Source organism: Streptomyces yaizuensis (assembly GCF_034961445.1).
In the GTDB taxonomy this organism is placed as follows: Bacteria; Actinomycetota; Actinomycetes; order Streptomycetales; family Streptomycetaceae; genus Streptomyces; species Streptomyces yaizuensis.
In genome coordinates, this window is record NZ_BSBI01000002.1 from 58,739 (window position 1) to 82,920 (window position 24,182).

Below are 24,182 nucleotides of genomic sequence, written 5' to 3' on the forward strand. Positions count from 1 at the left end.
CCGGTGGGGTGAGGGGTTCCGGCCGTCCGCCGCTGCGGGCACTCTGGGGGTGGGCCCGCGGCACCCGGCACGACCCCCGGCGGCGACCTTGGAGGCGGTGACAGGCGCATGACGACGGATGCGACCGGTACGGCGGTCCCCGAATGGCGGTTCGACGCGGGCCGGACCTGTCTGGATCTGATGGCGACGGCCGGCCCACCGGGACCACCGGGAGACATGGGGCCTGAACCACTGGCCGGGGCCGGGCGGCTCGGCGAATGGCTGCTCGGTGCCGGTCTGCTGCCGGACGGCACCCCGGTGGGCTGCGTCGACGGATGCTGGGTGGACCGGTTCACGGCCCTGCGCGGCTGGATCGACCAGGTGGTCCGCGCCCAGCTGGCCGGACGGGGCGCCGAAGCCGCGCTGGAACGGGTCAACGCGCTGGCGTCGGCCCCGCCACCGGTCGTCCGTGCCGTACGGGACGGGAACGGCGCGCTGGTACGGGCCCTGGCCGCCGCTCCCGAGTGCGGCGCGCTGCTCGCGGCGGTCGCCCGGGACACCGTGGAGCTGCTGACCGATCCGGCCGCGCGCGGGCGGCTGCGGCAGTGCCAGGGGGTGAGCTGCTCCCGGGTCTATCTCGACACCTCCCGGGGGCGCAGGCGGCGCTGGTGCTCCAGCGAGGTCTGCGGGAACCGGGAACGGGTCGCACGGCACCGCCGGCGGACCGCCGCCCTCTCCCGCGCCTGAGCCCCGTGCCTGAGCCCCGTGCCTGAGCCCCCGTCCCCGTCCCCGTCCCCGTCCCCCGCCCTCCCGTACCCCGGTCTTCTACTGAACCCCAGGTCAGCGCGGCCCGCCGGAGAACGCCGAAGGAATTCTCCCTCCGCGTTGAGTCGGAACCCCCCTCTCCCCCGTAGTGATGGGGGACAGGGCGGCGGCACAGAACGCCGACATCAGGGTCTCGACCGGGAGGTTCAGGTGCGCAAGGATGCCGCCGTGGCCGATGACCGTCCGCAGAGGGCCAGGCATCGCAGCGAGAAGCCACGCAGTCAATCCTCCGTACCCGACGAGGAGTTGATGCGGGCGCTGTATCGCGAACATGCGGGCCCCCTGCTCGCCTACGTGCTGCGCCTCGTCGCCGGCGACCGCCAGCGGGCCGAGGACGTGGTGCAGGAGACGCTCATCCGGGCCTGGAAGAACGCCGGTCGGCTCAACCGGGCCACCGGCTCTGTCCGACCCTGGCTGGCGACGGTGGCACGCCGCATCGTCATCGACGCTCACCGCAGCCGGCAGGCCCGGCCGCAGGAGGTCGACCCGTCGCCGCTGGAGGTCATTCCCGCGGAGGATGAGATCGACAAGGCGTTGTGGCTGATGACGCTCTCGGACGCGCTCGACGATTTGACCCCCGCCCATCGGGAAGTACTTGTCGAGACGTATTTCAAGGGACGTACGGTCAGCGAAGCGGCCGAGACACTCGGCATACCCAGTGGGACGGTGCGCTCCCGGGTGTTCTACGCGCTCCGTTCCATGAAACTCGCTCTGGAGGAGAGGGGGGTCACCGCATGACCATGCCCGAGCAGGAGTCCGTGCACGATGCCGTGGGCGCGTATGCGCTCGGGGTCCTCGACGACGCGGACGCCTCCGCCTTCGAGGAGCATCTCGCGGGGTGCGACATCTGCGCGGCCCACCTCGACGAGTTCGCCGGGATGGAACCGATGCTGGCGATGCTGGCCGAGGTCCCGCCCCCGGCGGCCACCCCCGGACTCCCCTCGAACGCGGCCGGCCTGCCCGGCGCCCGCTTCGGCGACCGGGCGGCCGGGCCCCCGGAGCCCCGGCCGGTCCCGGTGGTGCCCCGGCCGCCGCGCCCGGCGGTGCTGGACGGGCTGCTGGACGAGGTCGCCCTCAAGCGCGCCGCCCGGCGGCGGCGGGGCATGCTCCTGGTCGCCGCGGCCGCCGCGCTGATCATCGGCGGGCCGCTGACCGTCCTCGCGACCACGGACGGTGACCCGGCCCACAAGCACACCGGGTCACCCGCCCGGGACTCCTTCTTCCACGACATGGACGAGAAGATCACCGCCACGGACGCCACGACCCGCGTCAAGGCCACCGTCGGCACCGAGAAGAAGGGCTGGGGCACCCACGCCGTACTCCAGCTGGAGAATGTGAAGGGCCCGCTGAAGTGCAGGCTCGTCGCCGTCTCCAAGACCGGCGAGGAAGAGGTCGTCACCTCCTGGTCCGTCCCCCGGTGGGGGTACGGCATCGAGGACAGCGGGCACCGGCCCGCCCGGGACCCGCTCTACGTCCACGGCGGCGCGGCCATGCAGCGCGCCGACATCGACCGGTTCGAGGTCCGTACCTTCGACGGACGCACCCTCGTGGAGGTCGACGCCGCCTGACAGATTCGCCCCCTTCGCGTACGGTTGGCGGCTGCCCAGTGCACGTCAGAAGGGGGCCTCGGTGGCCGCGCAGGAAGCCGCTGTCGACGCTGTCGACTCCGTCGGTCCGATCCGGGAGGAGCGCCCGCGCCCGGGTGCCGGGGGCGGCGCCCCCGCCCCCGAGCCCGCCCCGGACCCGGGTGACACGATCCGCGATCAGGAGATCGCCGTCGAGCAGACCCATCTCGACCGGGTCTATCACCGGCTGGAAGAGAAAATCGGCGACGCGGAGTTCCTGATGCGGGACGCCGCCCGGCTCAGCCAGGTCGGCACCCCCGGCGCGCTCGCCGAGCGCGACGCCCAGGTCTTCCGCGCCGGAGCCCACCTGAGCAGGCTGAACAACGAATTCGAGGACTTCCTCTTCGGCCGGATCGACCTGCTCCTCGGCAAGGACGGCAAGAAGGGCCCCGACGGCGCCTACACCTCCGTGGAACCCGCCGAGGACGCCGTACGCGCCGACGGCGGCGCCGACATCGCCGAAACCCTCCACATCGGCCGGATCGGGGTCCTCGACGCCGACTACACGCCCCTGGTCATCGACTGGCGGGCGCCCGCCGCCGCGCCCTTCTACCGCTCGACGCCGGTGGAGCCCGGCCGGGTGGTGCGCCGCCGGGTGATCCGCTCCAAGGGCCGCCGGGTCCTCGGCGTCGAGGACGACCTCATGCGCCCCGAGCTGACCGCCCGCCTCGACGGCCGCGAGCTGCCGGTGATCGGCGACGGCGCCCTGATGGCCGCCCTCGGCCGGGCCCGCAGCCACACCATGCGCGACATCGTCGCCTCCATCCAGGCCGAACAGGACATGGTCATCCGCGCCCCCGCCGCCTCGGTGACCTACGTCGAGGGCGGCCCCGGCACCGGCAAGACCGCCGTCGCCCTGCACCGCGCCGCCTACCTCCTCTACCAGGACCGGCGGCGGTACGCGGGCGGCATCCTGATCGTCTCGCCGACCCCGCTGCTCGTCGCCTACACCGAGGGCGTGCTGCCCTCCCTGGGCGAGGAGGGCCAGGTCGCGATCCGGGCCGTGGGCCATCTGGTCGACGGCGCCGAGGCCACCGTCTACGACGAGCAGGCCGTCGCCCGCGTCAAGGGCTCGGCCCGGATGCTCAAGGTGCTGCGCAAGGCCGCCCGGGGCGCGCTGGAACGGCCCCGGCCCACGGTGACCGTCCAGGACGGGCAGCTCGCCCTCGGCGACGACACCCCCGGCACGCCCGAGCGGCTGCGCGTGGTCGCCTTCGGCCGGCGGCTGGAGCTGGAGGCCGACGAGCTGCGGCGGATCCGCGACATCGCCCTCGGCGGCACCGCCCCCGTCAACCTGCTCCGCCCGCGCGCCCGCCGGCTGCTGCTGGACGCCCTGTGGGCGCGCTCCGGCGGGGCCGGCCGGCACACCGACCCCGAACTCGCCGCCGAGCTGCGCTCCTCCTTCGACGAGGACGTGACCGGCGAGGACAGCTTCCGGATCTTCCTGGACGAGTGGTGGCCCGAGCTGACCCCGCGCACGGTGCTCGCGGCCATGGCCGACGAGCGGCGGCTCGGCCGGTGGGCCCGCCGGGTGCTCAACCCGGGCGAGGTGCGGCGGGTCGCCCGCTCGCTGAAGCGGGTCGGCGCGGACGGCCGCGGTCCGCTCTCCGTCCACGATGTGGCCCTGCTGGACGAGCTGCACGCGCTCATCGGCGCGCCCGCCCGGCCCCGGCGGAAGCGGGAACTGGATCCGCTGGACCAGCTCACCGGCCTGGAGGAGCTGATGCCCCGGCGCGAGGAGTCCCAGCGGGAGCGCGCGGAGCGGCTGGCGGCGGAGCGGACCGAGTACGCCCACGTCATCGTGGACGAGGCGCAGGACCTGACCCCGATGCAGTGGCGCATGGTGGGCCGCAGGGGCCGGCACGCCACCTGGACGGTCGTCGGCGATCCGGCGCAGTCGTCGTGGCCGGAGCCCGAGGAGGCCGCCGAGCTGCGCGACGAGGCCCTGGGCAGCCGTCCCCGGCGCCGTTTCCGGCTCACCGTGAACTACCGCAACCCCGCCGAGATCGCCGAGCTGGCGGCCCGGGTGCTGGCGCGGGCGATGCCGGGGATGGAGTCCCCGACGGCGGTCCGCTCCACGGGCGTGGTGCCGCGTTTCACCGCCGTCGGCGACCGGGACCGGTGGACGGTGGTACGGGACGAGGCGGCGCGGCTGCTGGAGCGGGTGGACGGCACGGTGGGCGTGGTGGTCGCCATGAGCCGCCGGGCCGAGGCCGCGCGCCGGCTGGAGGGTCTGGGCGACCGTGTGGTCGTCCTCGGCTCGCTGGAGGCGAAGGGCCTGGAGTACGACGCGACCGTGGTGGTGTCCCCGGCGGAGATCGCCGACGGGACGGCGGTCGGGCTGCGGGTGCTGTACGTCGCCCTGACCCGGGCCACGCAGGAGCTGACGGTGGTCTCGGACCGGCGGGACGAGGCGGACGGGGACGGGGTGCCGGAGCTGCTGCGGGGCTGACCCCCGTCGCGCCGTCGTCCCGTCGGGTCGGCACCGGTACCGGCAGCCGCGTCCTCGCACCGGAAGCCGCACCGGCCGTGCTGCGCGTGCCGTGCTGCCCGTGTGCGGGACCCGGACGGCCCCGTGCCCCGGCACCGGGGCCGTCCGGGTCAACACAGGGCTGACGCGGAGTCAACCCGGCGTGGGGGAATCACTTGCCGGAGTGGTTTGTTAGCCTGAGGGTGGCACCGGCCCGATCCAAGCCCCCGGGCCCAACCTTCGTCGCTTCGAGCGACCATCCGCCGCGAGGCGAGCATGGCGGGTCGGTGTCACTACAAGGCCGCTACCAGGCCCCTGCGGGCGTTCCGCCGCGAGCGTCACCGCAAGCGCTTCTTGAGGTCCATGCCACAGCCTTTGTGGCATGGACCTGTTCTGGTTCCGGGCCGCTCCCGGCCCCTCCGTCGCCCCGGGGTCGCCACGCCCTTCCCAACCCGTCCCACTGTCTCGTATTGTGGAAAAGCTATTCCGAAAACAATACGACCACTATTACCTGCTACCGGCAGGTAGGTGCGACCATCGGGAGAGCGTCCGCCCGGGGTGCCCCCGCGCGGGCGCGTAGCAATGAAGCTAGGGAAAGCAGAGGAACCCGGTCATGGCAACGGCGCCCAGCGTCTCGTACTCGATGACGGTCCGGCTGGAGGTGCCCGCGAGCGGAACCGCGGTCTCCCAGCTGACCACGGCCGTGGAGTCCTCCGGCGGCTCGGTGACCGGTCTGGACGTCACCGCGTCCGGCCACGAGAAGCTGCGGATCGATGTGACGATCGCAGCGACCTCGACCGCGCACGCCGAGGAGATCGTCGAGGGGCTGCGCTCCATCGAGGGCGTCGTCCTGGGGAAGGTCTCCGACCGCACCTTCCTGATGCACCTCGGCGGCAAGATCGAGATGGCGTCCAAGCACCCCATCCGCAACCGTGACGACCTCTCGATGATCTACACCCCGGGTGTGGCGCGGGTCTGCATGGCCATCGCCGAGAACCCCGAGGACGCCCGCCGCCTCACCATCAAGCGCAACTCCGTCGCGGTGGTCACCGACGGCTCCGCCGTGCTCGGCCTCGGCAACATCGGGCCGATGGCGTCGCTGCCGGTCATGGAGGGCAAGGCGGCCCTCTTCAAGCGCTTCGCGGGCATCGACGCCTGGCCGATCTGCCTGGACACCCAGGACACCGACGAGATCGTCGCCATCGTCAAGGCCATCGCGCCGGGCTTCGCCGGGATCAACCTGGAGGACATCTCCGCGCCCCGCTGCTTCGAGATCGAGGCGCGGCTGCGGGAGGCCCTGGACATCCCCGTCTTCCACGACGACCAGCACGGCACCGCCATCGTGGTGCTCGCCGCGCTGACCAACGCGCTGCGGGTGGTCGGCAAGGCCATCGGCGACGTCCGCGTGGTGATGTCCGGAGCCGGCGCCGCCGGTACGGCCATCCTGAAGCTGCTGCTGGCGGCCGGGGTCAAGCACGCCGTCGTCGCCGACATCCACGGTGTGGTCCACGCCGGCCGCGCCGACCTGGTCGACGCCGACGCCGAGTCCCCGCTGCGCTGGATCGCGGACAACACCAACCCGGAGGGCGTCACCGGCACCCTCAAGGAGGCCGTCGCCGGCGCCGACGTCTTCATCGGCGTCTCCGCGCCGAACCTGCTGGGCGCCGAGGACGTCGCCGCGATGGCCGAGGACTCCATCGTCTTCGCGCTCGCGAACCCCGACCCCGAGGTGGACCCGGCCATCGCCCGGCGGACCGCCGCCGTGGTCGCCACCGGCCGCTCCGACTTCCCCAACCAGATCAACAACGTCCTGGTCTTCCCGGGTGTCTTCCGGGGCCTGCTGGACGCCCAGTCCCGCACGGTCAACACCGAGATGATGCTCGCCGCCGCGACCGCGCTGGCCGGCGTCGTCACCGAGGACGAGCTGAACCCGAACTACATCATCCCGTCCGTCTTCAACGACAAGGTCGCCGGAGCGGTCGCCGGAGCCGTGCGCACCGCCGCGAAGGCGCTCACGGCGGGCCCCGGGGACACCGAGGTCTGAGGGCCCCTCCGGGCCCGCCCGGACCGGTCCCCGGGGCCCGTCCGACGGGCCCCTCGGGTCGCAGCCGCCCCGGCCGTCACGTACCGTAGCCCTTGGCCCCGGGATGATCACGGGGGCGCGGAGCCCGTCCCCGCGAGGGGCAGGGGCGTCGTGCCCTGCTCCGGGCTCCGGCGCGTCGCGGGTCGCCGGGCCGCCGCCGCCGATCTAGGGTGGCGGACCATGGCCCTGCGGTGCCAAGAGGCCCGCCCGGTGAACGGAGCGTCACCACGATGTGGTAGTGGCGCTTTTCGTGTGACCCAGGAGGGTGCCGGATTGGCTTTCCCGCCGTTGGTGGGGGCAGGATGCTCACCCGAGGACCTGTCCTGGGGGAGTTCCCACCGGGCCAGGAGGATCTGATGCAGACCCTGGTCCGGGGACTGTCAGAGGGCCCTGGCAGCATCGGCTTCGATCTCACGCCTCACAGGCAAGTAGAAATACGGGAGTAAGAACATGAACCGCAGTGAGCTGGTGGCCGCGCTGGCCGACCGCGCCGAGGTGACCCGCAAGGACGCCGACGCCGTGCTGGCAGCCCTCGCCGAGACCGTCGGAGAGGTCGTCGCCAAGGGCGACGAGAAGGTCACCATCCCCGGCTTCCTGACCTTCGAGCGCACCCACCGTGCCGCTCGCACCGCGCGCAACCCGCAGACCGGCGACCCGATCCAGATCCCGGCCGGCTACAGCGTGAAGGTCTCCGCCGGTTCGAAGCTGAAGGAAGCGGCGAAGGGCAAGTAAGCCCCGCCGGGCCCGTCGGGTACACCCCGCGGGCCCAACCGCTCCGTACCCGGGCCGGCGTGTATCCGCGGCACCGTGCACGGAAGCACATGAGCAGATGAGCACACGAAAAGGGCGGCTGCCTCGGTGACGAGGCGGCCGCCCTTTCCGTGCGTGCCGTGCGTGCGGTGGTGCTGTGCGCGCCGTGGTGCTGTTGTGCCGCTGTGCCTCCGTACGAGCCGTACGCGCCGTGCGCGCGCCGTACGGGCCCGGCGCCCTCCCTCGCCCGTGCGGGCGGCGGAGAGCGCCGGGAGGGGGATCAGGCCAGGCCGCGGGCCGGCAGCTCGACCTTCGCGCCCAGCTCGACCAGCTTCTGCATGAAGTTCTCGTAGCCGCGGTTGATCAGGTCGATGCCGTGCACCCGCGAGGTGCCCTGCGCCGCCAGCGCCGCGATCAGATACGAGAAGCCGCCGCGCAGGTCCGGGATGACCAGATCCGCGCCCTGGAGCTTCGTGGGGCCGGAGACGACCGCCGAGTGCAGGAAGTTGCGCTGGCCGAAGCGGCAGTCCGAGCCGCCCAGGCACTCGCGGTAGAGCTGGATGTGCGCGCCCATCTGGTTGAGCGCCGAGGTGAAGCCCAGCCGGGACTCGTAGACCGTCTCGTGGACGATGGAGAGCCCCGACGCCTGCGTCAGCGCCACCACCAGGGGCTGCTGCCAGTCGGTCTGGAAACCGGGGTGGACGTCCGTCTCCAGGGCTATCGCGTTCAGCGAGCCGCCCGGGTGCCAGAAGCGGATGCCCTCGTCGTCGATCTCGAAGGCGCCGCCGACCTTGCGGTAGGTGTTGAGGAAGGTCATCATCGAGCGCTGCTGGGCGCCCCGGACGTAGATGTTGCCCTCGGTCGCCAGCGCGGCGGACGCCCAGGAGGCGGCCTCCAGCCGGTCCGGGAGCGCCCGGTGGGTGTAGCCGCCGAGCCGGTCGACACCGGTGATCCGGATCGTCCGGTCGGTGTTGATGGAGATGATCGCGCCCATCTTCTGGAGTACGCAGATCAGGTCCTCGATCTCCGGCTCCACGGCGGCGTTGGACAGCTCCGTGACGCCCTCGGCGAGCACCGCCGTCAGCAGCACCTGCTCGGTCGAGCCGACCGACGGGTACGGCAGCCGGATCTTGCAGCCGCGCAGCCGCTCCGGGGCCTCCAGGTACTGGCCGTCGTCCCGCTTCTCGATCCGGGCGCCGAACTGCCGCAGCACGTCGAAGTGGAAGTCGATCGGCCGGCCGCCGATGTCGCAGCCGCCGAGGCCCGGGATGAAGGCGTGGCCGAGCCGGTGCAGCAGCGGGCCGCAGAGCAGGATCGGGATGCGCGAGGAGCCCGCGTGGGCGTCGATGTCGGCGACGTTGGCGCTCTCCACATGCGTCGGGTCGAGGACCAGCTCGCCGGGTTCCTCGCCCGGGCGGACGGTCACACCGTGCAGCTGGAGCAGGCCGCGGACCACCCGCACATCGCGGATGTCGGGCACGTTGCGCAGTCTGCTGGGCTCGCTGCCGAGCAGGGCGGCGACCATGGCCTTCGGCACCAGGTTCTTGGCGCCTCGGACGCGGATCTCGCCTTCCAGCGGGGTGCCGCCGTGGACAAGCAGTACATCGTCTGTGCCGGTCATGAATCTCGCGTTCCGGAGGGTGTCCCCCTCAGTGGAGCGAGGGGGAGTCGGGCAGGGGATCAGTGAAAAGGGTAAGGGGCGCATGGCCCTGTCCTCACAGGGCGAGGAGCCTGTGTGACGTCATGAATCCGCTACAGCACGCTCGGTCCGCGCCAGTTTGCGGAGTGTTACCTTCCGGATGTCTTCGGGGCGGCTCCCGCCCCCGTGCTGAGCTGCGCGGCCACCGGCTGCCCCGACTCGGGCCCCGCGGCGGGCAAAGATGCGGGATCATGTCTCGCATGACCGAGGTGTCCTCGCTCACAGGGCGGCTGCTCGTCGCCACACCCGCCCTCGCGGACCCGAATTTCGACCGCGCGGTCGTCCTGCTGCTCGACCACGACGCCGAGGGCTCCCTCGGCGTGGTGCTCAACAGACCCACCCCGGTGGGGGTCGCCGACATCCTGGAGTCCTGGGCGGCCCTCGCCGGGGAGCCCGGGGTGGTCTTCCAGGGCGGCCCGGTCTCCCTCGACTCCGCCCTCGGCGTCGCCGTCATCCCCGGCGACGAGGGGCCGATCGGCTGGCGCCGGGTGTACGGGGCGATCGGCCTGGTCGATCTGGAGACCCCGCCCGAGCTGCTGGGCGCGGCCCTGGGGTCCCTGCGCATCTTCGCCGGGTACGCGGGCTGGGGCCCCGGGCAGCTGGAGGCCGAACTGGACGACGGCGCCTGGTACGTCGTCGAGTCCGAGCCCGGTGATGTCTCCTCGCCCAGACCGGAGCACCTGTGGCGGGCCGTGCTCCGGCGGCAGCGCAGTGAGCTGGCCATGTTCGCCACCTACCCCGACGACCCCTCCCTCAACTGAGCCCGGTGAAACCGGCGGCCGGTGCGGTGCGGCCGGTCGGCGCCCGGGTACCCTTGGAGTTCATGAGCACTCTTGAGCCCGAGCGCGGGACAGGGACGGGAACCCTCGTAGAACCGACACCCCAGGTGTCGAACGGCGACGGCGACCACGAGCGCTTCGCCCACTATGTCCAGAAGGACAAGATCATGGCGAGTGCCCTCGACGGCACTCCCGTGGTGGCCTTGTGCGGAAAGGTCTGGGTGCCGGGGCGCGATCCCAAGAAGTATCCGGTCTGCCCCCTCTGCAAGGAGATCTACGACTCCATGGGTCCGGGCGGCGGCGGCAAGGACAAGGGCAAGGACAAGTAGCCGGCAGCCGGTACCGGCTCAAGGCAAAGGCCCCGGGGGCGCGCGGAACAGCGCGCCCCCGGGGCCTTTGCGTGCCCGCGCGCTCACATGGGGTTCCCGTTCGTCCACAGGCGTTGCACAGGATGCGTCGGCCGGTCACAGAGTGGTTGAGATCCCTTGTGGCGGCCCTGCCACGGCCCTAGCCTCCTGCGTGTTGTGCAGTGCGAAACGTTCGTTGCAGATGCTGCAACGGCTACGCGTAGGGGACCCTTCCTATGAAGCTCAGCTCCCGTATGGCCGTACCCCTCACGGCACTCGCGCTGGCGGGCCTCACCGCCACCGCGTGCGCCCCTCAGACCTCGGACAACAGCGCGGGCAAGGACGAGAAGTCCGGCACCCTGCGGGTCTGGCTGTTCCAGGAGGTCAACAACGACCCCAAGAAAAAGGTCGTGGACGCCGCCGTCGCGGACTTCACGGCGCAGCACAAGGACGCGAAGGTCGAGGTCGAGTACATCCCGGTCGACACCCGCGCCCAGCGGATCAAGGCCGCGTTCAACGACCCCAAGAGCGCCCCCGACCTCATCGAGTACGGCAACACCGACACCGCGGGCTATGTGAAGGACGGCGGCCTCGCCGACATCAGCTCCGACTTCAAGGCCTGGGACGAGGCGAAGGACAGCGACCCCACCGCCACCCAGGCCGTCACGGTGGACGGCAAGATCTACGGAGCCCCCCTCTTCGTCGGCGTCCGCGCGCTCTACTACCGCACCGACGTCTTCAAGGAGCTGGGCCTCAAGCCGCCCGCCACCCAGGCCGAGCTGATCTCCACCGCGAAGAAGATCCGCAAGGAGAAGCCGGACCTCTACGGGATGGCCGTCGGCGGCGCGAACACCTACGGCGCGATGCCCTTCATCTGGGCCAACGGCGGCGAGATGGCCGAGGTCTCCGGCGGCTCGTACCGGGCGGCGATCGACAGCCCGGCCGCGCAGAAGGGCATCGGGGCGTTCACGTCCCTCTTCGGCGACGACAACTGCCCGGCCGCCAAGTGCGCCGCCATGACCGGCAACGCCGTCGTCACCGCCTTCGCCTCCGGCAAGGCCGCCATGTTCGTCGGCGGCGACTTCAGCCGCCAGGCCGTCGAGGCCGGCGTGGCCAAGGGCAAGTACGCGGTCGTCCCGCTGCCCGGCGTCAAGGCGGGCGAGATCGCCCCGGCCTTCGCGGGCGGGAACAACCTGGGCGTGCTGAAGAGCAGCTCCCACCGCACCCTCGCGGTCGACCTGGTGAAGCGGCTCGCGGGCAAGGAGTCCCAGCGCGCGTTCTTCGACGCCATGGGCTTCCTGCCCACGTACACCGATGTACGGGAGGACGTGGCCGCGAAGGAGCCGTTCGTGGCGCCCTTCGTGAAGACGCTCGGCGCGGGCGCCAAGTTCGTGCCCACCTCGCCCGCCTGGGGCCAGATCGACGCCTCGCTGGTGCTGCCGACGATGTTCCAGGAGATCGTCAGCGGCAAGAAGGACGTCGCCGGGGCGTCCGGTGACGCGGCGGAGAAGATGGACGCCGCGTTCCGCGACGCGGGCTGACCGCCATGACCCAGCACACGAAAGCCGCCGGACCGGACGCGGACACCTCGGTGACCGCGCCGGCCCCGGCCGCCCCGCCCGCCCCGCGCGCCGGGAAGCGCCGCCCCGCCTCTCGCGGCGGCGGCCGCACCCCCTGGCTCTATCTGCTGCCCGCCCTGGTCGTCCTCGGCGCGCTGCTGATCTACCCGATCTACCAGCTCGGCCTGATCTCGTTCCTCGAATACACCCAGGCCCAGGTCAGCGGCGGCGAGCCCACGACCTTCAAGGGCTTCGGGAACTACCGGGAGCTGTTCGCCGACGAGCAGTTCTGGCAGGTCCTGACGGCGACGGTGGTCTTCGCGGCCGCCTGTGTGATCGCGACCCTCGCCGTCGGATGCGCGCTCGCCGTCCTGCTCACCCGGGTCCGGGCGCTGCCCCGGCTCGCCCTGATGGTGGCCGCGCTCGGCGCGTGGGCCACCCCCGCCGTCACCGGCTCCACCGTCTGGGTCTTCCTCTTCGACCCCGACTACGGACCGGTCAACCGGCTGCTCGGCCTCGGCGACCACTCCTGGACCTACGAGCGGTACAGCGCGTTCGCCCTGGTCCTCTTCGAGGTCGTCTGGTGCTCGTTCCCGTTCGTGATGGTGACGGTGTACGCGGGGATCAGGGCCATCCCCTCCGAGGTGCTGGAGGCGGCCTCGCTGGACGGCGCGTCGCAGTGGCGCATCTGGCGCTCGATCACCGCGCCGATGCTCCGGCCCATTCTGGTCGTGGTCACCATCCAGTCCATCATCTGGGACTTCAAGGTCTTCACCCAGATCTATGTCATGACCAATGGCGGAGGCATCGCGGGACAGAATCTCGTCCTCAATGTGTACGCCTATCAGAAGGCATTCGCTTCCTCCCAGTACAGCCTGGGTGCCGCGATCGGCGTGGTCATGCTGCTGATTCTGCTGGCAGTGACCCTTGTCTATCTCCGACTGCTGCGACGCCAGGGAGAAGAACTGTGAGCCGACCCGGCCTGCTCAAAGTGCGCCGCCCCTGGCGGCTCGCCGCCGAGGCGTCCGCGCTCCTCGTCGCGGTGGTCGTGGCCTTCCCGCTGTACTGGATGGTGCTCTCCGCCTTCAAACCGGCGGGGGAGATCCAGTCCACCGACGCCAAGCCCTGGACGCTGAATCCGTCCCTGGATTCCTTCCGGCGCGTCTTCGAACAGCAGGACTTCGGCCGCTATTTCCTCAACAGCCTGTTCGTCGCCACGGTGGTCGTCGTGGCGTCGGCCCTCATCGCCTTTCTCGCGGCCACCGCCGTCACCCGCTTCCGCTTCAAGTTCCGCACCACGCTGCTGATCATGTTCCTGGTGGCGCAGATGGTGCCGATCGAAGCGCTCACCATCCCGCTCTTCTTCCTCATGCGGGACGCGGGCCAGCTCAATACCCTCTGGTCGCTGATCCTGCCGCATATCGCCTTCTCGCTGCCGTTCGCCATCTGGATGCTGCGGGGCTTTGTGAAAGCGGTCCCGGAAGCGCTGGAGGAAGCCGCCTACATCGACGGCGCCAGCCGTACCCGTTTCCTCTGGCAGATCCTCTTCCCGCTGGTCTTCCCGGGACTGGTGGCGACCAGTGTCTTCTCCTTCATCTCGACCTGGAACGACTTCCTCTTCGCGAAGTCGTTCATCATCAGCGACACATCGCAGCAGACACTCCCGATGGCGCTGCTCGTCTTCTTCAAACCCGACGAGAACGACTGGGGTGGCATCATGGCGGGCTCGACCGTCATGACCGTCCCGGTGCTGATCTTCTTTGTGCTCGTACAGCGACGGCTCGTCTCCGGACTGGGCGGCGCGGTGAAGGACTGAGGACACCCGCGGGTGCCCGGCAGAGCCGAAGAGCATGAAGAACACCCGGGGGCCCGCGCCCCCGGTATCCCGGAATCACCGACCCGGAAAAACGAACAAGGATGGATGTCATGACTGCTGACGGGAACCCTCCGGATCTCATTCCGGCACCGGTCTCCACCGCCACCCCCGAGGGCGGCGGTTTCACCCCCGGTACCCGGACCACCCTGTACGCGGGGGAGGGCACGGAATCCTCCGCGCGCTGGCTCCGTGCCACCGCCGGGGCGGCACTCGGCCTCCCGCTCGCCCCCGCCACGGCCCCGGGCGGCGCGGGCTCCATCACCCTGCTCGTCGACGACTCCCTCGCCCCCGAGGGGTACCGCCTCCAGGTCACGGGGGAGGGCGTCCAGATCCGCGGCGGCACCCCCGCCGGCGTCTTCTGGGGTGCGCAGACCCTCCGCCAGCTGCTGGGCCCCGAGGCGTTCCGCGCCGCCCCCGGCGCCGGCACCCGGCCGCGCACCCTCGCCGCCACCACCGTCGAGGACGCCCCCCGCTTCGGCTGGCGCGGGGTGATGCTCGACGTCTCCCGCCACTTCACCCAGAAGACCGACGTCCTGCGCTTCCTCGATCTGCTGGCCGCGCACAAACTCAATGTCTTCCACTTCCATCTCACCGACGACCAGGGCTGGCGCATCGAGATCAAGCGCCACCCGAAGCTCACCGAGGTCGGTTCCTGGCGGACGCGCAGCAAATGGGGCCACCGCTTCTCCGACCTCTGGGACGAGAAGCCGTACGGTGGCTACTACACGCAGGACGACATCCGGGAAATCGTCGCCTACGCGGCCGAACGGCACATCAGGATCGTTCCCGAGATCGACATTCCGGGCCATTCGCAGGCCGCGATCGCCGCCTACCCGGAACTCGGCAACACCGATGTCGTCGACACCAGCGCGCTGACCCCGTGGGAGAACTGGGGTGTCAGCCCGCATGTGCTGGCCCCCACCGAGAACACCCTGCGTTTCTACGAAGGGGTCCTGGAAGAAGTCCTGGAGCTGTTCCCCGCCGATATAGCGCCGTTCATCCACATCGGTGGCGACGAGTGTCCCAAGGACCAGTGGAAGGCGTCCGCGACCGCGCAGGCCCGGATCGCCGAACTCGGCCTGAAGGACGAGGACGAACTCCAGTCCTGGATCATCCGCCACTTCGACACCTGGCTCGCCGGGCGCGGCCGCCGGCTCATCGGCTGGGACGAGATCCTGGAGGGCGGGCTCGCCCCCGGCGCGGCCGTCTCCTCCTGGCGCGGCTACGGCGGCGGGATCGCGGCCGCCGAGGCCGGACACGATGTGGTGATGTGCCCGGAGCAGCATGTCTACCTGGACTTCCGGCAGGACGGCGGCCCCGACGAGCCGATGCCCATCGGCTACATCCGCACCCTGGAGGACGTGTACCGCTTCGAGCCGGTTCCGCGGGGTCTGTCGCCCGAGGCGGCCGCCCATGTCATCGGCACCCAGGCCAATATCTGGACCGAGGTGATGCAGGAGCGGGCCCGCGTCGACTACCAGGCCTTCCCGCGCCTCGCCGCCTTCGCCGAAGTCGCCTGGTCCGCCCTGCCCGAATCCGCCGAGCGCGACTACGCCGGCTTCGAACGGCGGATGGCCACCCACTACCGCCGCCTCGACGCCCTCGGCGTCGCCTACCGCCCGCCGGGCGGCCCGCTGCCGTGGCAGAAGCGCCCCGGCGTCGCCGGATTCCCGCGGGAGGGCGCGCCCCCGAACATCTGATCCGCTCCCGCCCGTCCGCCGGCCCGGAACTCCGGGGCGGCGGCCGGGCGGCGGCGACCGGTGAACCGCGGGCGGCGGACCCGGCCGTGCGGAACAAGTCGTACAAGTCCGTCAACGCCGTCAACGCGGCCGGTACCGTCAACACGGTGGAAATCAGGCATCGTCCCTGCCCGGGCGGTGCCGTGGAGAGAGTCGCGGACGGCACCGTAGAGGCGGCAAAGCGGGGCGCCGCCGACACATGGGGCGCATCCCGCGCGGATGCGCCCTTGCCGGACCCTCGCGCCGGTGCGTCCGGAAGATGTGCCAGAGTTGCCACGTCCGGCCGGTGAGCACGTACGGTACGGCAACACAGGCGGGATGGACGGACACCGGGAAGGGGCAGCTGGGTGACCACGCACGCACCGCAGACGACGCGGTCGGTGACGCTGCCGACCTCGCTGGACGAGGCCGTGGCGGCCCTGACCGCCATGCCCGCCGCCGTGCCGGTCGCCGGCGGAACGGACCTCATGGCGGCCGTCAACAAGGGCCGGATGCGCCCGGCCGGCCTCGTCGGCCTCGGCCGTATCAGTGAGATCCGCGGCTGGCGCTACCAGGACGGCCACGCCGTCCTCGGCGCCGGTCTCACCCACGCCCGCATGGGACGGCCCGACTTCGCCGCCCTCATCCCCGGACTCGCCGCCGCCGCGCGCGCGGCGGGACCCCCGCAGATCCGCAACGCGGGCACCCTGGGCGGCAACATCGCCTCCGCCGCGCCCACCGGCGACACCCTGCCGGTGCTGGCCGCGCTGGAGGCCGACCTCATCATCGCCGGGGCCGGCGGCGCCCGCCGCGAGATCCCGGTGGCGCATCTGCTGGCTGGCCGCGAACTGCTGGCACCCGGCGAACTCATCGGCTACGTCCGCGTACCGCTGCTGCACGCCCCCCAGGTCTTCGTGAAGGCGACCGGCCGCACCGGGCCCGGCCGCGCGACCGCCTCCGTCGCGGTGGTGCTCGACCCGGCGCGGCGCGGGGTGCGCTGCGCGGTGGGAGCCATCGCACCGATGCCGCTGCGGCCGCTGGAGGCCGAGCAGTGGATCGCCTCGTACATCGACTGGGACGGCGAGCGCGGGCTCGCGGTGGAGGCGCTGGCGGCCTTCGGCGAGTACGTCGCCGCCGCGTGCATCCCGGACCCGCCGCCGGCTCCGGAGGGGGTCGAACAGCCCGTTCACCCCCCGGCCGTACTGCATCTGCGGCGCACGGTCGCCGCGCTGGCCCGGCGTGCACTGGGGAGGGCGCTGTCATGAGCGACGAGAAGAACCCGCGGGGGCGGCAGGCCCCCGACTACCCGGCGCCGCCGGCACCGGCGTCCGGCCAGGAGGGATACCCGGCCGCGCACGGTGTCTGGCAGCCGACGCCCCAGGGCGAGTACGACTACGACGCCACCGCCTTCGTCCAGCTCCCGCCGGAGGAGTCGCTGGACGCCGCGCCGCTGGAGGCGCCGGGGCACGACTACGTACCGCCGATGATCCTGCCGCTGACCCCGGCGGCCGATCCGCAGGTGCCCGCCGCCTGGCGGGTCCCGCACGACACCGGCGGCACACCGGCGCACCCGGGCCAGGGGTGGCCCGAGCCCGCCGACCACCACCGCGCGGACGAGCCGCACCCGATGGCCCAGCACGCCGCCGATGTGCACGGGGTCGGGCCGCACGCCACCGACGGGCACGGGCTGCCGGGCGCCGGGCAGGCGGGCGAGCAGCACGCAACCCACGGGACGCACGGGGCGGATCCGCACGCCACGGAGCAGTGGGCCTTCCCGGACGTGTCCCGGCAGCAGCCGGACGTGACCGGCCAGTGGACGATCCCCGTGGCCCGGGGCGACCTGCCCGACGAGACGGGCGAGTTCACCACGGCCATGCTCAAGGAGCAGTGGAGTTCGGCGCCCGCGACGCTGCCCGGGGGCGCGACGGCGCCCTGGGCGGTGGGGACCGTACCGGAGCCGGTGGCCGAGCCGGTGACGGAGCCGGTGACCGAGCCGGTGGCGGAACCGGAACCGCCGGTGGAGCCCGCGTCGGCGCCGGAGCCCGCCGGGGCGCCCGTGCCCGACGAGGCCGTGGCGCCCGCGCCCGCTGCCGCCCCCGCTCCCGCTCCCGAGGAGGGCGCCGTGGCGGCCCCCGGAGCCCTCCTGGAGGAGGCCCGGCCGCGCGCCGGGGACCCCGCCCCGCCCCAGGCCGCCCCGGCGCCCGGCGCGCCCGCTGCGGCCGTCCACCCGGAACCCGCGGTCGAGCACGCCGTCGCGCCCTCGCGGACCGCGACGGCCGAGTCCGCCACGCCCGCGGAGCACCCGCGGACGGGCCCGGACGCCCTGCCCGGGGAGGTCCTGCCCGGGGACGGACCGGCCGGCCGTCCGGCGGACGAAGCACCGGAAGCCGTGGCTTTGGTGGGTGAGGCCCCGAGCCCCGAGGCCCCCGTGCTCCCGGACACGGGCGCCGACGCGGACGCGGACGTGGACGTGGACAGGGACGTCGACCTCGCCCCTGAACCCGTCGCCGAAGCGCCGGAGTTCCTGGAGACCGCGCCCGGACCCGTCTCCGGGACCCCGGTCGAGCCGGTGCCGGTGCCCGCCGCCGACGCCCCCCTGGAACCCGCCCCGGAACCCGCTCGCGAACAGGCCGCGGACACCCCCCATGACACAGCGGCCCTGGCTGAAGCATCGGCCCCGGCGGACGAGGCGGCGGCCGCCGCCCCCACGCACGCCCCCGTCGACGAACACCCCCTGATCTCCTACCGGCTCCGCGTCAACGGCGCCGACTGCTCCGTCACCGGCGCCTGGATCGGCGAGTCCCTGCTGTACGTCCTGCGTGAGCGCCTGGGCCTCGCCGGCGCCAAGGACGGCTGCTCCCAGGGCGAGTGCGGCGCCTGCAACGTCCAGGTCGACGGCCGGCTCGTCGCCTCCTGCCTGGTCCCCGCCGCCACCACCGCCGGCTCCGAGGTCCGTACCGTCGAGGGCCTGGCCACCGACGGCGAACCCTCCGACGTCCAGCGGGCCCTGGCCGTCTGCGGAGCCGTCCAGTGCGGCTTCTGCATCCCCGGCATGGCCATGACCGTCCATGACCTCCTGGAGGGCAACCACAGCCCCACCGAGCTGGAGACCCGCCAGGCCCTCTGCGGCAACCTCTGCCGCTGCTCCGGCTACCGGGGCGTCCTCGACGCCGTACGCCACGTCGTCGCCGAACGCGAGGCGAGCGCCGCGGCGGCGGAGGCGGAGAACACCGGCGCGGAGGACCCCGGAGCCCCGCCCGCCCCGCTCCCGGATGCCCGCATCCCGCACCAGGCGCCCCCCGGCGCCGGTAGTGTGCAGCCCCACCCGCACGACGGAGGCATGGCGTGATCAACGACGCGGCCACCACCGCGACGACCCGGACGGCCCCCCCGTTCCCCCGGCCGGAGGAACCCGCCCACGGCATCGGGGCCTCCCTCCCCGCCGCCGACGCCCGGGCCAAGACCGAGGGCACCTTCCCCTACGCCTCCGACCTGTGGGCGGAGGGCCTGCTGTGGGCGGCGATACTGCGGTCCCCGTACCCGCATGCCCGGATCACCGCCGTCGACACCTCCGGCGCGCTGGAGATGCCGGGCGTCCGCGCGGTCATCACCCACCAGGACATCCCCGGGGACGGCCGGTACGGGCGGCGCATCGCCGACCGGCCCGTCTTCGCCTCCGACCTCGTCCGCCACCACGGCGAGGCCATCGCCGCCGTCGCCGCCGACCACCCCGACACCGCCCGGCTCGCCGCCGCCGCCATCCTCGTCGAGTACGAGGTGCTGGAGCCGGTCACCGACCCCGAGCAGTCCTTCGCCGCCGAACCGCTGCACCCGGACGGCAATCTGATCCGCCACATCCCGCTGCGCTACGGCGACCCCGACATCACCGGCGAGGTCGTCGTCGAGGGGCTGTACCGCATCGGCCGCCAGGACCCCGCGCCCATCGGCGCCGAGGCCGGGCTCGCGGTGCCCCGCCCCGACGGCGGGGTCGAGCTGTACGTCGCCTCCACCGACCCGCACACCGACCGCGACCTGGCCGCCGCCTGCTTCGGCCTGGAGGCCGAGCGGGTGAAGATCGTGGTGACCGGGGTGCCCGGCGCCACCGGCGACCGCGAGGAGCCCGGCTTCCAGCTGCCGCTGGGGCTGCTGGCGCTGCGCACCGGCTGCCCGGTGAAGCTGACCGCCACCCGCGAGGAGTCCTTCCTCGGCCACTCCCACCGCCATCCCGCGCTGCTGCGCTACCGCCACCACGCGGACGCCGACGGCCGGCTGATCAAGGTCGAGGCCCAGCTGCTGCTGGACGCGGGCGCGTACGGCGACTCCTCCTCGGAGTCGCTGGCCGCCGCCGTCGCCTTCGCCTGCGGCCCCTACGTCGTCCCGCACGCCTTCATCGAGGGGTGGGCGGTCCGTACCAACAACCCCCCGTCGGGCCATATGCGGGGCGAGGGCGCGATGCAGGTCTGCGCCGCGTACGAGGCCCAGATGGACAAGCTCGCCGGCAAACTGGGGCTGGACCCCACCGAGCTGAGGCTCCGCAATGTGATCGCCACCGGGGACATCCTCCCCACCGGCCAGACCGTCACCTGCCCCGCGCCCGTCGCCGAACTGCTCCAGGCCGTACGGGACTACCCCCTGCCCGCGCTGCCCAAGGACTCCCCCGAGGACGACTGGCTGCTGCCCGGTGGCCCCGAGGGCGCGGGCGAGCCCGGCGCGGTCCGCCGGGGCGTCGGCTACGCGCTGGGCATGGTGCACATGCTGGGCGCGGAGGGCGCCGACGAGGTCTCCACCGCCACCGTCAAGGTCCACGACGGCATGGCCACGGTCATCTGCGCGGCCGTCGACACCGGCCAGGGCTTCGCCACCCTCGCCCGGCAGATCGTCCAGGAGACCCTGGGCATCGAAGAGGTCCACGTCGCCGCCGTCGACACCGACCAGCCCCCGGCGGGCCCGGCCGCGCACGGCCGGCACACCTGGGTCTCCGGCGGCGCGGTGGAACGGGCCGCGAAGATGGTCCGTACGCAACTGCTCCAGCCGCTGGCGCACCAGTTCGGCATGTCGACCGAGCTGCTCCAGATCACCGACGGCAAGATCACCTCGTACGACGGGGTGCTGTCCACCACCGTCATGGAGGCGATGGACGGCAAGGAGCTGTGGGCCACGGCCCAGTGCCGCCCCCACCCCACCGAGCCGCTGGACGAGAACGGGCAGGGCGACGCCTTCGTGGGCATGGCGTTCTGCGCCGTACGCGCGGTCGTGGACGTCGACATCGAACTGGGCTCGGTCCGGGTGGTCGAGATGGCCGTCGCCCAGGACGTGGGCCGTGTCCTCAACCCGGCGCAGCTGGCCGCGCGGATCGAGGCCGGGGTGACCCTCGGGGTCGGCACCGCCCTCACCGAGAACCTGCGCACCGCGCGCGGGGTCGTCCGGCATCCGGACCTCACCGGCTACGCGCTGCCGACGGCGCTCGACACACCGGACATCCGGATCGTCAAACTGGTGGAGGAACGGGACGTGGTGGCCCCCTTCGGCGCGAAGGCGGCGAGCGCGGTGCCCGTGGTCACCTCCCCGGCGGCGGTCGCCGCGGCGGTACGGGCCGCCACGGGCCGCCCGGTCAACCGGCTGCCGATCCGGCCGCAGGCGGCGGTGTCCCCGCCGGCGCTCTGACGGGACGCCCCGGATCCGTCCGCACGGTGAAAATCGCGCGCCGGCGCCCGGGGCGCCCACTACCGTCCCGCGCATGACCACTTCCGCCCCGCTCGCCTCGTCCGTCGTCCTGATCACCGGCGTGATGGCCGCCGGGAAGTCCACCGTCGCCCAGGCCCTCGCGGAACGCCTCCCGAAGGCGGCGCACGTCCGCGGCGACACCTTCCGCCGGATGTGCGTCTCCGGACGGGTGGAGATGGGCGCCCCCGGGGCACCGGAGGCGGCGGAGGCGCTGGCCCAGCTGCGCCTGCGCCACCGGCTCTCGGCGGCGGCGGCGGACCTGTACGCGGCCGACGGATGGACGGCGGTCGTCCAGGACATCGTCATCGGCCCGGAACTGGCGGCCTACACCGACCTCGTGCGCACCCGCCCCCTGCACGTGGTGGTCCTGGCCCCCTCCCCGTCGGCGGTCACCGCCCGCGAGTCGGCCCGCCCGAAGACCGGTTACGGCCCCGGGCCGACCGTCGCCGACCTGGACCGCGTCCTGCGCGAGGAGACCCCGCGCACGGGGCTGTGGCTGGACACGTCGTCCCAGAGTCCGGCGGAGACGGTGGAGGAGATCCTGGGGCGGCTGGCGGAGTCCCGGGTCTGAGGAGCGCGGAAAGGGCGGCACCCCGAGGGGTACCGCCCTGCTGCGTGGGGAGGCCGTGACGGGAATCGACCTCGTCCTGTGCCTGCTCGGGGGCCACCCCCGGACCCCCGGTCGGGGGCCCTCGGGGTGGTCGCTCCCGCTGTCCTGGAGGCCGTGACGAGAATCGAACTCGTGTAACTCGCTTTGCAGGCGAGTCCCTGAACCACTCGGGCACACGGCCGTGTGCTCTTGCTGATCAAAACCGTATGCCGGGGCCCGCCGGCGGCTCAAGAGCGACGGCGGGGGCGCAACGCGACTGCCATACGCCCGCCATACCGCGTTCACAGTCGTACGACCAAGGGACGAGGGAAGGTCCCACCCGGCGACAGGGACCACTGTGGCCCATGCCCCTTACCCTTGGCCCATGACCGCCCTGGACCCCCGTGACACCGAGGTCACGCCGCCGCCGCCCGAGACCACCCAGCCCCCGCCCCGAATACCCGCCGCCGATGCCGGCGCCGGCGACGAGGAGCAGGGCGGAATCCTCGGGCGCACCCACCGGGCGCTCAGCATCGGCATCGTCACCGTCGTCCTCCTGATCGCCTTCGAGGCCACCGCCGTCGGGACCGCGATGCCCGTGGCGGCGCGGGAGCTGGACGGCATCGGGCTGTACGCCTTCGCCTTCTCCGCGTACTTCACCACCAGCCTCTTCGCGATGGTGCTCGCCGGGCAGTGGTCCGACCGGGACGGGCCGCTGCGGCCGCTGGCGACCGGGGTCACCGCGTTCGCGGTGGGGCTGCTGCTGTCGGGGACCGCGGCCTCCATGTGGATGTTCGTCCTCGGGCGGGCCGTACAGGGCCTCGGCGGCGGTCTGGTGATCGTGGCGCTGTACGTGGTCATCGGCCGGGCCTACCCGGAGCGGCTGCGCCCGGTGATCATGGCGGCCTTCGCGGCGAGCTGGATCGTCCCCTCGATCGTCGGGCCGCTGATCTCCGGCACCGTCACCCAGGAGCTGGGCTGGCGCTGGGTCTTCAACGGCATGCCCCTCCTGGTGATCCTCCCGCTGGTGCTCGCGCTGCCCGCGATCCGGCGGACGGCCTCCGGGCCCGCCGACCCCACCGCGCCCCGGACCTCCTTCGACTCCCGGCGGATCCGGCTGGCCCTCGGCATCTCGCTGGGTGTGGGGCTGCTCCAGTTCGCCGCGCAGGACCTGGTGTGGCTCTCCCTGATCCCGCTCGCCGCCGGCGTCGCCCTGCTGGTGCCCGCCGTCCTCGGGCTGCTGCCCCGGGGGACCTATCGGGCGGCCCGGGGGCTGCCCTCCGTGGTGCTGCTGCGCGGCCTGGCCGCCGGCTCCTTCGTCGCGGCCGAGTCCTTCATCCCGCTGATGCTGGTCACCCAGCGCGGCCTGTCGCCGACCCTGGCCGGCCTCTCCATCGGCGTCGGCGGCCTGACCTGGGCCGTGGGCTCCTTCATCCAGTCCCGGACGGGCATGGAGCGGCACCGGCAGCGGCTGATGGTGACCGGGATGCTGCTGAACACGGTGGCGATCGCGACCCTGCCGACGGTGCTGATCGACGGGGTCCCGGTGTGGATCGTGGGCGCCGCCTGGGCCGTGGGCTGTCTCGGCCTCGGCCTGGTGATCGCCTCCACCAGTGTGATGCTGCTGAAGCTGTCGGCGCCCGAGGAGGCCGGGACGAACTCCGCCGCGCTCCAGATCTCCGACGGCCTCTCCAACGTGCTCCTGCTGACGGCGGGCGGCGCCGCGTTCGCCGCGCTGGGCGGCGGCGCGATCGCGGGCCACGGCGTGACGGAGGCGGGCGGCTCCTCGAACCCGGTGGCGTTCGCCGTGGTCTTCGTGCCGATGGCGGTGGTGTCGCTGGTGGGGGCGTGGGTGGCGACCCGGGTGGCGACTCCCGAAAAGCGGTGACACCGGGCGCCACCGCTTCGATACGGTGCGCGCATGTCCGATTTCCACGCCCGCTCCACGGGCGAACAGGGCCCGGCCGAACCGGAGGCATGCGGCGCGAGCCTCCCACCGCAGCCGGCAGCCGGCCACGAACCGGTGCGCGAGAGCGTCCGCCGCCTGGGAGCCGCGTACGCGAAGCACCACGCCGCCCTGCTGCACCGCCTGGGGAAATGAGCGCCGAAGGCGCCTGCCAGGACGGTGCGGGGGCGGCTTCGGCCCTTCGCCGGCGGCC

The 24,182-nt window shown here is 72.9% G+C and carries 19 protein-coding genes and 1 tRNA gene; 18 read left to right on the forward strand and 2 right to left on the reverse strand.

Translation table 11 applies throughout. The annotated features are described in order from the left end of the window. Positions 1-108 precede the first annotated feature (108 nt). The 6 genes from SYYSPA8_RS04145 to SYYSPA8_RS04170 all read left to right on the forward strand — a co-directional run bounded on the left by SYYSPA8_RS04145 (position 109) and on the right by SYYSPA8_RS04170 (position 7,714). Positions 109-726 carry a CGNR zinc finger domain-containing protein gene (locus tag SYYSPA8_RS04145; RefSeq protein ID WP_323445564.1) on the forward strand — a complete coding sequence of 206 codons (618 nt, stop codon included), beginning with the start codon at positions 109-111 and terminating at the stop codon, positions 724-726. Between the two features lie 228 nt (positions 727-954). Further along, positions 955-1,542 (forward strand): sigma-70 family RNA polymerase sigma factor, encoded by a 588-nt coding sequence (locus SYYSPA8_RS04150; protein ID WP_323445565.1) that lies wholly within the window; start codon positions 955-957, stop codon positions 1,540-1,542. Further along, positions 1,539-2,372: a zf-HC2 domain-containing protein gene (locus SYYSPA8_RS04155; RefSeq protein ID WP_323445566.1), complete on the forward strand. Its 834-nt coding sequence runs from the start codon at positions 1,539-1,541 to the stop codon at positions 2,370-2,372. Before SYYSPA8_RS04150 ends, SYYSPA8_RS04155 begins: the two co-directional genes overlap by 4 nt. A gap of 187 nt (positions 2,373-2,559) precedes the next feature. Beyond that, positions 2,560-4,881 (forward strand): HelD family protein, encoded by a 2,322-nt coding sequence (locus SYYSPA8_RS04160; RefSeq protein WP_323446296.1) that lies wholly within the window; start codon positions 2,560-2,562, stop codon positions 4,879-4,881. A gap of 631 nt (positions 4,882-5,512) precedes the next feature. Continuing rightward, positions 5,513-6,943 (forward strand): NAD-dependent malic enzyme, encoded by a 1,431-nt coding sequence (locus SYYSPA8_RS04165; protein WP_323445567.1) that lies wholly within the window; start codon positions 5,513-5,515, stop codon positions 6,941-6,943. A 489-nt stretch (positions 6,944-7,432) separates the two neighbouring features. Continuing rightward, positions 7,433-7,714 (forward strand): HU family DNA-binding protein, encoded by a 282-nt coding sequence (locus SYYSPA8_RS04170; RefSeq protein WP_004571953.1) that lies wholly within the window; start codon positions 7,433-7,435, stop codon positions 7,712-7,714. A 298-nt stretch (positions 7,715-8,012) separates the two neighbouring features. Here SYYSPA8_RS04170 and murA read toward each other — a convergent pair whose 3' ends face one another. After that, positions 8,013-9,353, reverse strand: a complete 1,341-nt coding sequence (murA, locus tag SYYSPA8_RS04175) for a UDP-N-acetylglucosamine 1-carboxyvinyltransferase (RefSeq protein WP_323445568.1) — start codon at positions 9,351-9,353, stop codon at positions 8,013-8,015. Positions 9,354-9,631: 278 nt separating this feature from the next. On the opposite strand from murA, the gene SYYSPA8_RS04180 reads away from it, so the two are divergent. From SYYSPA8_RS04180 to SYYSPA8_RS04225, 10 genes are all read left to right on the forward strand, one after another. Next, positions 9,632-10,192 (forward strand): YqgE/AlgH family protein, encoded by a 561-nt coding sequence (locus SYYSPA8_RS04180; protein ID WP_323445569.1) that lies wholly within the window; start codon positions 9,632-9,634, stop codon positions 10,190-10,192. A 62-nt stretch (positions 10,193-10,254) separates the two neighbouring features. Further along, positions 10,255-10,539, forward strand: coding sequence for a DUF3039 domain-containing protein (locus tag SYYSPA8_RS04185; protein WP_323445570.1), 285 nt, complete (start codon positions 10,255-10,257; stop codon positions 10,537-10,539). A 254-nt stretch (positions 10,540-10,793) separates the two neighbouring features. Next, complete coding sequence (locus SYYSPA8_RS04190) at positions 10,794-12,098, forward strand: extracellular solute-binding protein (RefSeq protein ID WP_323445571.1); 1,305 nt, start codon at positions 10,794-10,796, stop codon at positions 12,096-12,098. 5 nt (positions 12,099-12,103) lie between these two features. Further along, on the forward strand, positions 12,104-13,087 hold the full coding sequence (locus tag SYYSPA8_RS04195; protein WP_323445572.1) for a carbohydrate ABC transporter permease: 984 nt from the start codon (positions 12,104-12,106) through the stop codon (positions 13,085-13,087). Continuing rightward, a complete protein-coding gene (locus SYYSPA8_RS04200) occupies positions 13,084-13,932 on the forward strand; it encodes a carbohydrate ABC transporter permease (RefSeq protein ID WP_323445573.1) in 849 nt (282 codons plus the stop codon). The genes SYYSPA8_RS04195 and SYYSPA8_RS04200 overlap by 4 nt, the downstream gene beginning before the upstream one ends. 110 nt (positions 13,933-14,042) lie before the next feature. Then, positions 14,043-15,692, forward strand: a complete 1,650-nt coding sequence (locus tag SYYSPA8_RS04205) for a beta-N-acetylhexosaminidase (RefSeq protein WP_323445574.1) — start codon at positions 14,043-14,045, stop codon at positions 15,690-15,692. Positions 15,693-16,078: 386 nt separating this feature from the next. Continuing rightward, on the forward strand, positions 16,079-16,975 hold the full coding sequence (locus SYYSPA8_RS04210; RefSeq protein WP_323445575.1) for an FAD binding domain-containing protein: 897 nt from the start codon (positions 16,079-16,081) through the stop codon (positions 16,973-16,975). Continuing rightward, positions 16,972-19,059 (forward strand): (2Fe-2S)-binding protein, encoded by a 2,088-nt coding sequence (locus SYYSPA8_RS04215; RefSeq protein WP_323445576.1) that lies wholly within the window; start codon positions 16,972-16,974, stop codon positions 19,057-19,059. Before SYYSPA8_RS04210 ends, SYYSPA8_RS04215 begins: the two co-directional genes overlap by 4 nt. Continuing rightward, positions 19,056-21,374, forward strand: a complete 2,319-nt coding sequence (locus tag SYYSPA8_RS04220) for a xanthine dehydrogenase family protein molybdopterin-binding subunit (RefSeq protein WP_323445577.1) — start codon at positions 19,056-19,058, stop codon at positions 21,372-21,374. Before SYYSPA8_RS04215 ends, SYYSPA8_RS04220 begins: the two co-directional genes overlap by 4 nt. Before the next feature lie 73 nt (positions 21,375-21,447). Beyond that, positions 21,448-22,005 (forward strand): AAA family ATPase, encoded by a 558-nt coding sequence (locus SYYSPA8_RS04225; protein WP_323445578.1) that lies wholly within the window; start codon positions 21,448-21,450, stop codon positions 22,003-22,005. Positions 22,006-22,150: 145 nt separating this feature from the next. Here the strand turns inward: SYYSPA8_RS04225 and SYYSPA8_RS04230 are convergent. After that, a tRNA-Cys gene (locus SYYSPA8_RS04230) sits at positions 22,151-22,225 on the reverse strand. 183 nt (positions 22,226-22,408) lie between these two features. Between SYYSPA8_RS04230 and SYYSPA8_RS04235 the strand changes: the two genes are divergently transcribed. Then, complete coding sequence (locus SYYSPA8_RS04235) at positions 22,409-23,911, forward strand: MFS transporter (protein WP_323445579.1); 1,503 nt, start codon at positions 22,409-22,411, stop codon at positions 23,909-23,911. A gap of 33 nt (positions 23,912-23,944) precedes the next feature. Then, a complete protein-coding gene (locus tag SYYSPA8_RS04240) occupies positions 23,945-24,124 on the forward strand; it encodes a hypothetical protein (protein ID WP_323445580.1) in 180 nt (59 codons plus the stop codon). The last annotated feature ends 58 nt before the right edge of the window (positions 24,125-24,182 follow it).

Bases quoted from the DNA above. Each gene is read 5' to 3' on its own strand.
- SYYSPA8_RS04180 (WP_323445569.1), top strand. From the start codon at position 9,632: ATGACCGAGGTGTCCTCGCTCACAGGGCGGCTGCTCGTCGCCACACCC.
- SYYSPA8_RS04165 (WP_323445567.1), top strand. From the start codon at position 5,513: ATGGCAACGGCGCCCAGCGTCTCGTACTCGATGACGGTCCGGCTGGAG.
- SYYSPA8_RS04190 (WP_323445571.1), top strand. From the start codon at position 10,794: ATGAAGCTCAGCTCCCGTATGGCCGTACCCCTCACGGCACTCGCGCTG.
- SYYSPA8_RS04195 (WP_323445572.1), top strand. From the start codon at position 12,104: ATGACCCAGCACACGAAAGCCGCCGGACCGGACGCGGACACCTCGGTG.
- SYYSPA8_RS04215 (WP_323445576.1), top strand. From the start codon at position 16,972: ATGAGCGACGAGAAGAACCCGCGGGGGCGGCAGGCCCCCGACTACCCG.
- SYYSPA8_RS04170 (WP_004571953.1), top strand. From the start codon at position 7,433: ATGAACCGCAGTGAGCTGGTGGCCGCGCTGGCCGACCGCGCCGAGGTG.
- SYYSPA8_RS04185 (WP_323445570.1), top strand. From the start codon at position 10,255: ATGAGCACTCTTGAGCCCGAGCGCGGGACAGGGACGGGAACCCTCGTA.
- SYYSPA8_RS04155 (WP_323445566.1), top strand. From the start codon at position 1,539: ATGACCATGCCCGAGCAGGAGTCCGTGCACGATGCCGTGGGCGCGTAT.
- SYYSPA8_RS04205 (WP_323445574.1), top strand. From the start codon at position 14,043: ATGACTGCTGACGGGAACCCTCCGGATCTCATTCCGGCACCGGTCTCC.
- SYYSPA8_RS04145 (WP_323445564.1), top strand. From the start codon at position 109: ATGACGACGGATGCGACCGGTACGGCGGTCCCCGAATGGCGGTTCGAC.
- SYYSPA8_RS04240 (WP_323445580.1), top strand. From the start codon at position 23,945: ATGTCCGATTTCCACGCCCGCTCCACGGGCGAACAGGGCCCGGCCGAA.
- SYYSPA8_RS04225 (WP_323445578.1), top strand. From the start codon at position 21,448: ATGACCACTTCCGCCCCGCTCGCCTCGTCCGTCGTCCTGATCACCGGC.
- murA (WP_323445568.1), bottom strand. From the start codon at position 9,353: ATGACCGGCACAGACGATGTACTGCTTGTCCACGGCGGCACCCCGCTG.
- SYYSPA8_RS04235 (WP_323445579.1), top strand. From the start codon at position 22,409: ATGACCGCCCTGGACCCCCGTGACACCGAGGTCACGCCGCCGCCGCCC.